This is a genomic window from Glaciecola sp. 1036 (assembly GCF_050306235.1).
Taxonomy (GTDB): Bacteria; Pseudomonadota; Gammaproteobacteria; order Enterobacterales; family Alteromonadaceae; genus Glaciecola.
In genome coordinates this window covers 87,158-100,831 of record NZ_JBLWFH010000011.1, presented here as the reverse complement: position 1 = coordinate 100,831, position 13,674 = coordinate 87,158, and the positions used below count along the sequence as shown (strand labels likewise).

13 protein-coding genes are annotated in these 13,674 nt (G+C 41.4%); 8 read left to right on the top strand and 5 right to left on the bottom strand.

Annotated elements, in window-relative coordinates; genetic code table 11:
• The 3 genes from ACNKW3_RS15425 (at position 1) to manD (ending at position 3,556) form a co-directional block, all read left to right on the top strand.
• Positions 1 to 1,506, top strand: a complete 1,506-nt coding sequence (locus tag ACNKW3_RS15425; RefSeq protein WP_427400216.1) for a tryptophan halogenase family protein — start codon at positions 1 to 3, stop codon at positions 1,504 to 1,506.
• Positions 1,478 to 2,182, top strand: coding sequence for a DUF6445 family protein (locus ACNKW3_RS15420; protein WP_427400215.1), 705 nt, complete (start codon positions 1,478 to 1,480; stop codon positions 2,180 to 2,182). Before ACNKW3_RS15425 ends, ACNKW3_RS15420 begins: the two co-directional genes overlap by 29 nt.
• Positions 2,183 to 2,350: 168 nt before the next feature.
• The gene (gene manD / locus ACNKW3_RS15415; RefSeq protein ID WP_427400214.1) at positions 2,351 to 3,556 is read left to right on the top strand and encodes a D-mannonate dehydratase ManD; all 1,206 of its coding nucleotides are present in this window, start codon (positions 2,351 to 2,353) and stop codon (positions 3,554 to 3,556) included.
• A 28-nt stretch (positions 3,557 to 3,584) separates the two neighbouring features.
• Here the strand turns inward: manD and ACNKW3_RS15410 are convergent, their stop codons facing one another.
• Entirely contained in the window at positions 3,585 to 5,765 is a 2,181-nt protein-coding gene (locus tag ACNKW3_RS15410) for an alpha-glucuronidase family glycosyl hydrolase (protein WP_427400213.1), read from the bottom strand.
• Between the two features lie 519 nt (positions 5,766 to 6,284).
• Here ACNKW3_RS15410 and petA point away from each other — a divergent pair.
• The 5 genes from petA to ACNKW3_RS15385 all read left to right on the top strand — a co-directional run bounded on the left by petA (position 6,285) and on the right by ACNKW3_RS15385 (position 10,099).
• The gene (gene petA, locus ACNKW3_RS15405) at positions 6,285 to 6,917 is read left to right on the top strand and encodes a ubiquinol-cytochrome c reductase iron-sulfur subunit (protein ID WP_427400212.1); all 633 of its coding nucleotides are present in this window, start codon (positions 6,285 to 6,287) and stop codon (positions 6,915 to 6,917) included.
• A complete protein-coding gene (locus ACNKW3_RS15400) occupies positions 6,917 to 8,182 on the top strand; it encodes a cytochrome b (RefSeq protein WP_427400211.1) in 1,266 nt (421 codons plus the stop codon). The genes petA and ACNKW3_RS15400 overlap by 1 nt, the downstream gene beginning before the upstream one ends.
• On the top strand, positions 8,179 to 8,913 hold the full coding sequence (locus tag ACNKW3_RS15395; RefSeq protein ID WP_427400210.1) for a cytochrome c1: 735 nt from the start codon (positions 8,179 to 8,181) through the stop codon (positions 8,911 to 8,913). The genes ACNKW3_RS15400 and ACNKW3_RS15395 overlap by 4 nt, the downstream gene beginning before the upstream one ends.
• A 97-nt stretch (positions 8,914 to 9,010) precedes the next feature.
• Positions 9,011 to 9,643, top strand: coding sequence for a stringent starvation protein SspA (gene sspA, locus ACNKW3_RS15390; RefSeq protein ID WP_427400209.1), 633 nt, complete (start codon positions 9,011 to 9,013; stop codon positions 9,641 to 9,643).
• Positions 9,644 to 9,679: 36 nt separating this feature from the next.
• Positions 9,680 to 10,099 carry a ClpXP protease specificity-enhancing factor gene (locus ACNKW3_RS15385; RefSeq protein WP_427400208.1) on the top strand — a complete coding sequence of 140 codons (420 nt, stop codon included), beginning with the start codon at positions 9,680 to 9,682 and terminating at the stop codon, positions 10,097 to 10,099.
• 22 nt (positions 10,100 to 10,121) lie between these two features.
• Here ACNKW3_RS15385 and ACNKW3_RS15380 read toward each other — a convergent pair whose 3' ends face one another.
• From ACNKW3_RS15380 to ACNKW3_RS15365, 4 genes are read right to left on the bottom strand one after another with little or no spacing between them, the layout of a single operon-like run.
• Positions 10,122 to 10,700, bottom strand: a complete 579-nt coding sequence (locus ACNKW3_RS15380) for a BON domain-containing protein (protein WP_427400207.1) — start codon at positions 10,698 to 10,700, stop codon at positions 10,122 to 10,124.
• Positions 10,701 to 10,705: 5 nt separating this feature from the next.
• Positions 10,706 to 11,299 (bottom strand): phosphoheptose isomerase, encoded by a 594-nt coding sequence (locus ACNKW3_RS15375; protein WP_427400206.1) that lies wholly within the window; start codon positions 11,297 to 11,299, stop codon positions 10,706 to 10,708.
• Positions 11,300 to 11,344: 45 nt separating this feature from the next.
• Complete coding sequence (locus tag ACNKW3_RS15370) at positions 11,345 to 11,701, bottom strand: YraN family protein (protein ID WP_427400205.1); 357 nt, start codon at positions 11,699 to 11,701, stop codon at positions 11,345 to 11,347.
• Entirely contained in the window at positions 11,691 to 13,592 is a 1,902-nt protein-coding gene (locus ACNKW3_RS15365) for a penicillin-binding protein activator (RefSeq protein ID WP_427400204.1), read from the bottom strand. The genes ACNKW3_RS15370 and ACNKW3_RS15365 overlap by 11 nt, the downstream gene beginning before the upstream one ends.
• Positions 13,593 to 13,674: the final 82 nt, after the last annotated feature.

Below are 13,674 nucleotides of genomic sequence, written 5' to 3'. Positions count from 1 at the left end.
ATGCATCAAAAACTAAGCAAAATCATTATATTAGGTGGAGGAAGCGCCGGTTGGATGACAGCGGCTGCTTTGGGACGCGTATTAAAAGGAAAATACTGCGATATCCAATTAATTGAGTCTGATGACATAGCCACGGTTGGCGTGGGAGAAGCCACTATCCCACAAATTTTACTCTACAACGACCTTATTGGTTTAGACGAAAACGAGTTTGTGAAACGCACACAAGGCACGTTTAAGCTAGGCATTCAGTTTTGTAATTGGGATCAAATTGGCAATAGCTATTACCATGCCTTTGGTGAAGTTGGTAAAAATATGGAAGGCGTGCCTTTTTATCATTACTGGATGAAAATGCGCGCTATGGGAAAAGCTGATCATTTAGACGAGTATACCTTAACCTCACTGGCGTCTACCGAAAAGCGTTTTATGCGCTCAATTAAAGCAGGTAATTCCCCATTATCTAATATTGCCTATGCGTTTCATTTTGACGCTGGTTTATACGCCAAATACTTACGAGAGCTATCAGAACAAGCTGGCGTAGTGCGCACAGAAGGAAAGGTGGTTAGTGTTCAACAGCATGATGATGGTGCAATTAAAAGTTTAACCTTAGATGATGGCAGCGTACATGAGGCTGATTTTTTCATTGATTGCAGTGGCTTTCGCGGCCTTTTGATAGAACAAACATTAAAAACAGGCTATGACGATTGGAGTCATTGGCTACCTTGTGATCGCGCAGTAACCGTGCCCTGTGCGAAAGCGGGAGATCCTTGGCCATTTACTCGCGCGACAGCGCAAAAAGCCGGTTGGCAGTGGCGAATTCCATTGCAACATAGAACAGGTAATGGTCACGTCTATAGCAGTAAATTTATGTCTGACGACGAGGCGAAAGAGATTTTATTGCAAAATATTGATGGCGAACCTTTAGCAGAACCAAGAATTATTAAATTTGTAACAGGAAAACGTAAGAAATTCTGGAATAAAAACTGTCTCGCCATTGGCTTATCTAGCGGTTTTATGGAGCCATTGGAATCGACTAGCTTACATCTTGTTCAAGCTGCAATTTCCAAGTTCTTTAGTTTTTTCCCGGGCAAGCAAATGTGCCCATCTGATGTGGATGAGTTTAATCGCCAGATGGATTTTGATTTTGAGCGTATCCGTGACTTTCTAATATTGCATTACCATGTAACTAAACGTGATGATACGCCGTTCTGGCAATACTGCCGCACTATGTCTATTCCTGATTCGTTGCAGCAAAAGATTGATCAGTTTGAAGAGAACGGGCGCATTTTCCGTTTCAATAATGAAATGTTCAGTGATTTGAGCTGGTTTGAAGTCATGTATGGTCAAGGCCTTAGACCTAAAGGCTATCATTCATTGGTGGACGTATTTTCTGAGCAAGAGTTAGATAAACGGTTAGAGAGTATAAAGTCGGTTATTCGACGTTCTGCCGATTACATGCCACCGCATCAGCAGTATATTGATGAACACTGCAAAGCTGACCCTATGTGATTATGTGATGCAAGCACCAAAAATCTCTTTTAAAACGATTGGAACAGAACAACAACCATTGTGGGTTATAGACAATTTTTTTGCTGAACCCGATAGTCTGTTTTCGTATGCGATGTCTAGTAGTCCGGTGTCAGAAGCAAGTGGTCACTACCCTGGAATGCGTTCGCCAGCGTCCGCGCAGTACAAAACAGCTGTGTTGGCGTTAGTAGGTAAGTTAATAAACCAATTCGATGCCTCAGTAAGACTTCAACGCATTGACGCCTATTACTCACTTGTGGCCACACCACCGGAACAATTGAACATAGTGCAACGAATTCCACATTTTGATAAACCCCTGACCAATGAATACGCGGTAATACATTTTTTATGTGGAGAAGAACAGGGCGGTACTGCATTTTATCAGCATAGAAGTACAGAATTTGAATTTATCACTGAACAACGGCAGAACCGGTATTTGGCGAGTTTAGAAAGAGATATTAAGCAGCAGGGAATGCCTCAAGGATACATTAATGGCGATTCTGATTTATTTCGGCAGATACATAGCGAAAAAGCTTTTTTCAATCGCGCATTAGTTTATCGCTGTAGCAGCTTACATTCTGGATGTATTGCTAGGGACTATGTACCGGTTTTTGACCCAAATAAAGGTCGTTTTACATTGACGTCTTTTTTGGGCTAGTACGTAATTTAGAGATTTTAGGGAAAATTTGTCATCATTTATGATGACCTATTTATGAAAATAAACACTATCGAGGGTGCCGTCTTGCATAGTCACAATAGACTGACTATGCTCGGTTTCACAAAAAATACCTATAGTGAATGGTGCACTATCCTTGTAGGAGATTGAATGAAAATCGTTGATGCAAAAGTTATCCTGTGCAGTCCCGGTCGAAATTTTGTAACCCTTAAAATTATGACCGATGAAGGGGTGTATGGTATTGGCGATGCAACCCTTAATGGGCGAGAAAAAGCCGTAGTTGCTTATCTTGAGGATTACGTGTGTCCTTCTTTGATTGGCAAAGATCCGCAACAGATAGAAGACATCTGGCAATTTTTCTATCGAGGTGTTTATTGGCGCAGAGGTCCTGTCACTATGACTGCCATTGCAGCTGTAGATGTGGCGTTGTGGGATATAAAGGCAAAATTAGCCGATATGCCACTGTATCAACTTTTAGGTGGACGAAGCCGAGATGGGGTTATGGTTTATGCCCATGCTAACGGTAAAGAAATCAGTGAAACCGTTCATGAAGTACAGCAAATGGTGGCGCAAGGTTATAAAGCTGTCAGGGTTCAATGTGGTGTGCCTGGCTTAGATCATGTGTACGGTGTAGCAAAGCAGGGCAGATACGAACCCGCTAGCTCAGATTTACCGGCTGAACATGTGTGGTCAACTGAAAAATATTTAAACCATGTGCCTAAATTATTTCAAGCCGTAAGAGATGCTGTAGGAGAAGATATTCATATTTTGCACGATGTCCACCACAGGCTAACGCCTATCGAAGCCGCTAGACTGGGTAAAGAAATCGAACCCTATCATTTATTCTGGATGGAAGATCCAGTACCGGCTGAGAATCAAGAAGGATTTAAATTAATCAGGCAGCATACAACTACCCCTATTGCCGTTGGAGAAATTTTTAATAGTATTCATGACTGTCGAGAATTGATTCAAAATCAACTGATAGATTACATCAGGGCAACTGTGGTTCATGCTGGTGGCATTACACACCTTAGACGAATTGCAGATTTAGCGTCTTTATACCATGTGAAAACCGGCAGTCATGGTGCTACAGATTTATCGCCAGTATGCATGGGCGCAGCTTTGCATTTTGATACCTGGGTGCCTAATTTTGGCATTCAGGAACATATGGCACACGAAGAAATTACCGATGAAGTTTTTCCCCATGCCTATTCATTCAAGGACGGTTTTTTTACGCCGGGTGAAGTGCCGGGACATGGCGTAGATATTGACGAAAAACTTGCCGCTAAATATCCTTATCAGCGAAAATGTTTACCGGTAAATCGCCTACAAGACGGAACGCTTTGGCATTGGTAGGCTTTCGCCTACCAAACCAAAATTCTGGTTAGCCCCCTTGTCCGGGCGCATAAGGAAAGCTTCTTTGCATATAATCTGCTAAGTTTCCTTGAGGTTTTTCTAAGCCTTCAGGGATAGGGCGGTTCGAAAATGACTGGAAGTAAAGTACACAAGCATTGCGCCACCAAATAGCCTCTTTTTGTTGAATTTCTAATGCCATATCCACTTGCTTAAATTGCAATGGATCGATTTGGCTTTCAAGAGACTGCCACGTTTTGCGCATCTGTTCAACTTGCTGCGCACCTTTGTAATAGCGAATAACGATTTCGTCCCAGAGAGTTCGCCCTGTAGATTTTACTTTGTAATCCCAAGGCAAGTGGTGGAACCAAAGTAAGAATTGTTCGGGGGTTGTTGCTGGATCGTTATATTTTTCTTTGATCGGTGAAAAATATTGCTCTACCGCGTTTACCCCTGAAGTTGAGCGGTCAAAGCCGATACCCTGTTCATTGGCTTTATGATAATAGACAGAAGTCCAGTCATCTCTTCCCAAATCTTTTACCCAAGGACCCGGTCCATAATGGTGGCCTTCTGCCATTATGTGATGCAAACCTAAAGGTGTCATATAGTTCACCGTTACTTCTCTGGAAGCCATCATAAGATCGGTAAGTTCTTCGATCACTTTGGCATCTTTGCTCAAGGTCATCTTGATCCATTCTTGGGCGATTTGCTCTGCTGAAAGATTGTGGTCCCATGCTAAACGACCAAAAACGTACCAATTGGATTGCAAAAATATGTGGCCAGTCCAATTTCTATCTGTGCCTACATTTGAAACCCCTGCGATACCGGAAATTTTATTATTGAATAAGCTACCATCCACAACCTTGGCAACCGAGGAGCCAATTCCTTTGGCATGAGTATCTGCTTTTAGGGCTTCTTCGTACATGGTGCCCAAATATACCAAATGGGTACTGAAACCCAGATACTCCATGGTAATTTGAAATTCCATCATCATAGGAGTTTCTGGTGTGGCGCCAAATAAAGGACTAAAGGGTTCTCTAGGTTGGAAATCAATAGGGCCATTTTTTACTTGCACCAATACGTTATCTTCAAATTTGCCATCTAATGGCTTAAATTCTGAATAGGCTTGTTTTGATCTTTCTTCGTCCTTTTCATTGGCATACACAAAGGCGCGCCACATCACAATACCGCCATGGGGTTGTAACGCCTTGGCTAACATATTGGCGCCTTCGGCATGACTGCGCCCAAAGTCTCCAGGGCCAGGCTGACCTTCAGAGTTGGCTTTAACTAAAAAGCCTCCAAAATCGGGTATATATTCATAGATCTCGTCGACCTTGTGTTTCCACCACTGAGCGACTTCTGGTGCGAGAGGATCAGAAGTATCCAAACCACCGATCAATTGAGGTGAGCTGAATTTAACCGATAAATAAACCTTAATACCGTAGGGGCGGAAAATATCAGCTAATGCAGCTACTTTTTCTAGATAATGCGGTGTAATGATTAATGGATCGGCGTTGACATTATTGAGAACAGTGCCATTGATGCCTATGCTGGCATTCGCACGGGCGTAATCGTAATAACGTTGATATTTATATTCAGGCAGTTTATGCCAGTCCCAGATGGATTCACCGCTATATCCTCTTTCTACGTGCCGGTCGAGATTATCCCAATGATTCAGGGTACGAACATCAATTTTTGGAATTTCGACAATATTTAATTGCTCAATGTTTTGTCCAGTCTGCATAAGCCTGATCAAATGAAAGCTTCCGTAAAGCGTACCTACATCAGTATTCGCCGCTATCACAGTAAGGTTTCCGCTTTTATGCGCTATAGTCTTGATGACATAGCCTTCAGAACCTAGCTGAAGGTTATTAACAATATTTGATTGTTTGATGAATTCTGAAGTATCTGGCGTGCCAATTACTAATGATGCTTGCTGTACCTTGTCGCTTAACGGCAAATGGGTATCTAAAAGATTTGCATAAGCATGTTGCCACTCTTTCAGTAGCACCTTATTGGTATCGGAACTATGGGGAACATGAATGCTTCGCAAGGTTTGACGATAGTTTTTTTTTAGCGACTCATCGGTCAGACTGTCGTACTTTAGCCATAATCTATAGCCATCTTCTCCTTGTATCAGAGGTTCTGCATGGGCCAAATAAGGCAATAGCAGGACTAAAGCGAATATGAGTTGGCAGGTTTTTTTCAACATTTACTGCTCCTATGAACAATTTGAACAAGCTGTATTTTCAGCAGGAATTTAGTAATGCCCTGTATACTAGTATTTGTTAATTGTTAACATTGATTAACAAGATTTTTTCATTCGATTAAGAAAAAAAATAAAGCAACGCTAGCAAACTGTTCTTTGTTCAATTCGTAGGTGAAGATTTTCTAATATCATCTTATACTTACACAAATAAGGTCGACTTAGATTATTAGCTTTTTTCCATTAAAAACGCCTAAATTGGGTACAGAAGACTAATGTCGAATAGTCTGAAAATGGTTAACTGTGGACAATTGTTGACTTAAAACAATAACAAGTATGGATTTTTAAGAGTAATTCCTTGTGTTTACTAGGGGTTTTCTTTTACCATACGCGATAATTTTTATGTTGGGTAATTAACAAAGATCTGCTTAGTATTCATGATGCTTGTGAAGAACGCCGATAACACACTGATTACCAAATATTTTTAAAGGTATTTATACCTGTATAACTCTCGGAGAACAGTTGATGAGTGAAGTATCAGTAGATGCGAATCAATCAGCACAAGACAACTCTGCACCTGAAAATAGCAATAGACGTAAGTTTTTAACCGTTGCTACTTCGGTCGTGGGCGCAGTGGGTGTTGTGGGAGTCGCGGTGCCATTTATAGCATCGTGGAATCCAAGTGCAAAAGCGAAAGCAGCTGGGGCTGACGTTGAAGTCGATATTAGTGGTGTACAAGTTGGTCAGCTAATACGCGTTATGTGGCGAAGCAAACCTGTGTGGATTGTAAGACGTTCACAAGAAGTACTTGAAGCGCTAGGTGCTCATGAAGGTCAGCTAAAAGATCCAAATTCAGAAACTGCTCAACAACCCCCATATGCAACGAATCAATACCGCTCAATAAAGGATGAGTTACTTGTTCTCGTGGGTATTTGTACGCATTTAGGATGTTCTCCTCAACACTTAGCAGATGGTGAGTTTGCACAATATGCTGAGGGCGTACAGGATGGTTTCTTCTGTCCTTGTCATGGTTCAAAATTTGATATGTCAGGACGTGTTTTCCAAGGTGTACCCGCTGGATTGAACTTGCAAGTACCACCTTACTACTTCATTGATGATAATACAGTACTTATCGGTTCAGATGGGGAGGCAGCTTAATGAATGCTTTTCTAAATTGGATTGAACAACGCATTCCTATGATGCGAACGGCAAACATGCATGCTATTCAATACCCAGCACCTAGAAATATGAATTTCTGGTATGTGTTTGGTTTCCTAGCCACCATCGTGTTGGTTAACCAAATAGTGACGGGTATTTGGATTACCATGAACTTTGAACCTTCTGCAGAGCGAGCGTTTGCTTCTGTTGAATACATCATGCGTGAAGTTGACTATGGTTGGTTAATTCGCTACATGCACAGTACGGGAGCTTCAGCATTCTTCGTTGTTGTGTACTTACACATGTTCCGCGGCATGATTTATGGTTCTTATCAAAAACCACGAGAGTTATTGTGGATTTTTGGTATGTTAATTTACCTAGCTCTTATGGCCGAAGCTTTCATGGGCTATGTATTACCTTGGGGCCAAATGTCCTATTGGGGGGCTCAGGTTATCGTATCTCTCTTCAGTGCAATCCCGGTTATCGGCCCTGACTTAGTTGAATGGATCCAAGGCGACTATGTTATCTCAGGCGCCACACTGAATAGATTCTTTGCATTGCATGTAATCGCATTACCTCTAGTTATCGTGATTCTAGTGTTCTTGCACATAGTTGCATTGCACGAAGTGGGTTCAAACAACCCAGACGGTGTACCAATCAAACATAAAAAAGGTAGCTTATCAGAAAGCGAAAAAACTAAGTTCAAAATCCATGAATATTACACTAGCAAGTACGATATTATTGATGACGTGGTACCTTTCTTCCCGCACATAGTGTTGAAAGACTTAGTCGCTTTCTCTGTGTTCTTATTTGTATTCTGCTATATTCTGTTCTTCGCTCCAGAAATGGGCGGTAAGTTCCTAGAGCATCCAAACTTTGAAATTGCAAACCCGTTGAAGACGCCAGAACATATTTTCCCAGTTTGGTACTTCACTCCTTTCTATGCAATTCTTAAAGCCGTTCCCGATAAATTATTCGGTGTACTTACTATGTTCGCAGCAATTGGAGTTTTATTTGCATTGCCTTGGTTTGACCGCAGTAACGTGCGTTCGTGGCGCTACAGAAGTGGATTGCATAAAACTAATCTAATTGTGTTTGCGATAGTCTTTATCTTCCTCGGTTACTTGGGTGGTACACCGCAGGAAAACTGGAAAATCATTGCATCACGTATTGGCACTGTTATTTATTTTGCATTTTTCTTCTTGCTGTTCATTTACTCTAAGAGTGAAAAAACTAAGCCTGTACCGGAGAGGATTCCACGATGAAAAAATGGTTAGCACTATTATTATTTGTACCTAGTGTCGCCTTTGCAGCAGGTTCTGGTTATCACTTGGATGAAGTTGAGATTGATTTGACTGACAAGGTATCTTTGCAAAACGGTGCAAAGATTTTCATGAACTACTGCTTAGGTTGCCACCAAATGCAGTACCAACGTTACCAGCGAACTTTCACTGATCTTGGGATTCCTGATGAACTGGGTCAAGAATACTTGCAGTTCACAGGTGAAAAGGTATCAGACTACATTACAACGCCAATGCCTAAAGAGGCAGCTGCGAATTGGTTTGGTGCTCCACCACCAGATTTAACCTTGGTAGCTCGCGTAAGAGGTCCTGAATGGCTTTACACTTATCTTCGAACGTTTTATGTTGATGATTCTAAAACCTTTGGGGTTAACAACTTGGTATTTCCTAATGTAGGTATGCCACACGTACTTGAACCTCTACAAGGTACACCTCGACGAGTATATAAAGAGCAAATGGTAGATGGCGAAATGGTCGAAACTGACGTATTTACGCTTGAAACTGATGGTAATGGCGCTCTTGATAAAGAAGGTTATGATGCAGCGGTTCGTGATCTTGTCAACTTCTTGGAATATACAGGTGAACCTTCTCGTTTGCAGTCTGAATCAATAGGTCGCGGCGTATTGATCTTCATTGTGATCCTATTCGTCTTCGTATATCTACTGAAGAAAGAATACTGGCGAGACGTGAAGTAATAGTATACAATTCACGACCGTTTTTAAGGGGCTATTCAGCCCCTTTTAACCATTTATAATGTAATTTATATCTAAGCTTGAGCTTTCGGAGGTTTTAATGGCAGTGGCCACTAACAAACGTTCAATTATGACGCTGTTTTCTGACAATATTGATATTTATAGCCATCAGGCACGTATTGTGTTGGCAGAGAAGGGTGTAGGTGTTGAAATCGTATTTACAGATCCAACACAAATTAACGAAGAGTTGTTAGAGTTAAATCCTTACGGCACTGTTCCTACTCTAGTAGATCGTGAGCTAGTATTGTATAAATCACACATCATCATGGAATATCTTGATGAGCGATTCCCGCATCCTCCATTAATGCCAGTTTATCCTGTATCTCGTGGTCAAAGTCGCCTCATGATGCACCGAATTGAACAAGACTGGTATAGTTTAGCGGGTCGTATTTTCCGTAACGAAGAAGGTGCGGAAGAAGCAAGACAAGAATTAAAAGAAGCTATTCTTTCTTTAGCGCCGGTATTTTCTGAAACGCCTTATTTCATGAGCGAAGAGTTCAGCTTGGTGGATTGTTATTTAGCACCTCTTTTATGGCGCTTACCAGCTCTTGATATTTCGTTAAGTGGTGCAGGTAGTCGTGAAGTTAATGCTTATATGAAACAAATTTTTGAGCGTCCATCGTTTAAAGCTTCTTTGACCGACCAAGAAAGAGAAATTCATAATCCTCTTTAAGTCAAACCAGAGCGAGAGACTAGAAAATTGCAAGGAATGACGCCTAATCAGCCTTACATGTTACGCGCTTTTTATGAGTGGATCGTCGATAACGGGCTTACACCTTATGTGGTTGTAAGCACCGATTGGCCAAGCGTAGATGTGCCTACACAATACGTAAAAGACGGTCAGATAGTACTCAATATATCGCCTTCAGCCTGTGTTAATTTTTCTATGGATGTTGAAGCCATTTCATTTCAGGCTAGGTTCGGTGGTCAGCCGATGCAAGTTTATTTTCCTTGTGAAGCGGTGGGAGCTATTTACGCCAGAGAAAATGGCGCAGGCACTGTGTTCACTCAAACTCCGCCAGAACCTTCTCCAGACGGCCCTAAAACAGAGTCTTCTGATGTTTCCGATGAAGTACCGTCTAACCCAAGCAAACCCGCTAAGAGGGCGACTCTGCGCGTTGTAAAATAGCGCTAATCGCCTGTTTTTATTTTTAGTCGGTAAGTTCAAGTACTCTAAACACGCGGGTAACGCCGTCTACATTGCGGGCAACATCTACTGCCGCACTTGCTTCTTCGCGACTTAACATGCCCATGATAAAGACTTCACTATCTTCCACAATTAAGTCGAGTTTCAGTAAAGGCACTTTCTCATTAGTGCTCATAAGAGTACGTATTTTCGTGCCTAACCAAATGTCGTGCATGGTTGAACTGGCAGGGATTGGTTGTCCCAATCGTATTTGATTATGCACACGTCCGACATTTTCAATGGTTTTGGCTTTTTCACCGGCCAAGTCAATAATGGACTGTTGATTTGCTTGCCCTGTTAACAACACTTGGCCATTGTAAACATTGATACTAATAGAAGCATTTTCATCTACACCTGCAATTGAATCAATTGCATTACTGACTCTGGCATGGGTTGTTTTATCATCAATTTGTGTACCTAGGGTTCGGCGATCAGATGCAGAGGATGCCGCTGTTCCGGCAGCGCCGACCGCAACAACCGAGGCACAGCCAGATAAACTAACGAGAATTCCAAGAAGAATTAAGTGGTTGGTCAATTTACCCATATAAACTACTCCGATGATGCAATGGGAAATAAGGTACAGTCAATAGATTCACAAAGGCTATGAATAACCAATAGATGGACTTCTTGTATTCTTGCAGTTCTTGCAGAGGGCACTCTGATTTCCACATCATTTTCGCCAATAAGCCCAGCCATTTCACCGCCGTCTTTGCCGGTCAGAGCGACTATCGTCATATCTCTGGCCAAGGCTGCCTGCATAGCATTAATTACGTTTGCTGAGTTACCACTGGTGGATATTGCTAATAGAATATCACCTTCCTGGCCCAACGCTTTTACCTGTTTAGAAAAAACTTCGTCGTAAGAATAGTCATTGGCGATTGACGTAATAGTAGAACTGTCAGTAGTAAGGGCAATCGCAGGAAGAGAAGGTCTGTCTCTTTCATATCGATTAAGTAGCTCTGAGGAAAAATGTTGAGCATCGCCAGCGGAACCACCGTTTCCACAGGATAAAATTTTGTTGCCTCGAATTAGGGCCTGAATCATCATGTTAGCAGCTTTGTCTATGGACTCTGGTAACGCTTCTGCTGCTGCAATTTTAGTTTGAATGGATTCAGTAAAGTTCTTTTTAATTATTTCTAACATGGGGTTCCTATGTTGTCCTTAATAAACACCGCTTGAAAACAAACGTCAGACATTTTTAAACCATTGTAATTGGTCGTCATCGATGGCGACTAAGTCTAATCTAAGTGGCTCATGATGTATATTCTTACCTAAATCGGTAAAGAAACAGGCAATGGCCCTTAGCATTTTTGCCCGTTTACTGGGGGTAAAATACTCAGCGGCGAAACCAAAGTCGCTATCTTGTCGATATTTGACCTCAACAAAAACCCAAAGTTGCTCATGTTTGAAAATAAGATCAATTTCACCGGATTTAACTTTGTAGTTTTGTTCGATAAAGGTTAAGCCAGCTTGCAGTAAATATTCTTTTGCTTGCTGTTCTGCTTGTTCACCTGTTTTCGATGCTAGCCACTGTTTAATCGCCATCTTGCAGATTATCTTGGTTATCTATTCGAATACTAGACAGTGTTCGGTTCACATCCGATTGATTATCAATGGTGAGTTCCCCGGTAAGTCCCGGCTGACGTATTTGGGTGAACAATTTAAGTTGCAGTGAATTATTTGCTATGTTGAAGGCGTCATACCCAAAAGCAAACAAGCGTAAAAAGGTTGTTGGCGGATCATTGAACACCTTATTTACCGTTTGCGCCAATTCTGTTTGTTGTCCTTCTGGTTGAACAAAAGGCATGTCGATAAACACCAAGTTTCTCAAGTCGCGAAGAGAATTTTTGTTCTGACGGTGGTTGTAACTATAGGAGGTAGCATAAACCGGAATGGTTTTATTGCTGAATAAACTTATGCTGGATTCGATTATAGGGTTGATCAATTCTACATCTTGAGGATTGGCCAATACCACGAAAGCATCAATATCTCGTCGATTTCGGGTAACACTGTGGATAGTTTCAGGTGTTAAATTAGAAAGTTGTTTGATTCTCTTTTCGCTTTGTAACACACCCAAGGCATCAGTGATTCCGACACGCATACTTTTGTTGTCAGTAAATCCAACAGTACTGGGCATGACTGCTTGCTCATCCAGCTTAACTAAATTTTCCCATTGGGCTAAGAAGGCGTCCTTCATTCTCTCCACACGAGCATTGCGTTCAAATACCAAAATAGGATTTCGAATTTGGTTTTCAAACATTAATCGAGCGAGTTGTTGAGCTTCTTGTTCAGGAGAAAGGGCAAAAGACGTAGCTAAAGGACTTGTTTCAGGCTGATCATTTTGATTCAAGTGAACACGAGTCACAGTATTAGCAAGTAAAGCTTCAGTTTGAGTGATATGACTTTTTAATAGTGGTCCAATAACGATATTAAATCCAGAGTAATCCGTATTTACAGCGCCTTCGGCCATGGTATTTTCTGAGCCAGTATCCACAAATACCAAGCTGGGTATTTGATCGGTCATACTCGGAGATATGCTGCCTAAACGTTTGTAGTAGGCAGCTAAAATACCTTGTTTAATTACATCCCCTTGATTCGCAAGGCGTCCAGAAAGTGGTAACAATACGGCTATAGAATTTGCCTGAGAAAAATCAGCCTGCACAAATTGCAGTAATTCTTCTGGTAGGTTATTGGCTAAATTAGATTGCTCGTAGGTCAGCAACCATTTCCTTATCTCAGTTTGGCGAGTTTTATCGTCTAGCACATCATCAGTGACAATCTCAAATAATTGCTGATACATAGACAATTCAGGATATAAAGCGACGAATCTGCGGCGATCATTTTGATCAAGACTGCTTAAGGTTCGCCAAATTAGAGGTTCTTTATAGGCAAGAAGAACAGAGTTGATAGCTGGCGCTTCAAGTAAGGTAAATATAGCAGGTTCAAGTTCATCATTCAGAATGTTTAAAACAGCTTTAGCAATATTCAAGCGCTGGGTTAGATTGCCAAAATCTACCGAAGTATCACTAGCCTGTAATACCCAGTCTTGCAGCAATGCTATTTGTTCTGGTGAATTGGCTGTTTTGTGCTGCAAAATACCTTCTAGCTGGCATTCTAGGCGCAACAAGTTAGCATGTAACCTTTGGGTAGAACCATTTAACACAGGCAAGGTTTTTGCGACAATGATATTGGTTTTATTGCATTGTTCTTGATGTTGAAAATTATCCGCAAGTTGCAATAATTCGTTTAGCACAAGGTCAGGATTGTTATTGGAATTATAATTCGCAATGATCTTTTCAATGTCACTGAGTTCAGGCGCTTGCTGTTTAACTGGGGTATTATTTTCGGCTTGGCGCTGAGGTGTATCAGGAGTTCCACCACAGCCTGATAACAATACCGTTGCCATTAGATAAACCAAAATAGACTTAAAATTCACAAAACATCCTTAATCAACCCACACCTAGCATAGTCTACCTGCAAACCGAAAAAATTCTACCATTGAGTAAAGAATCTGATCT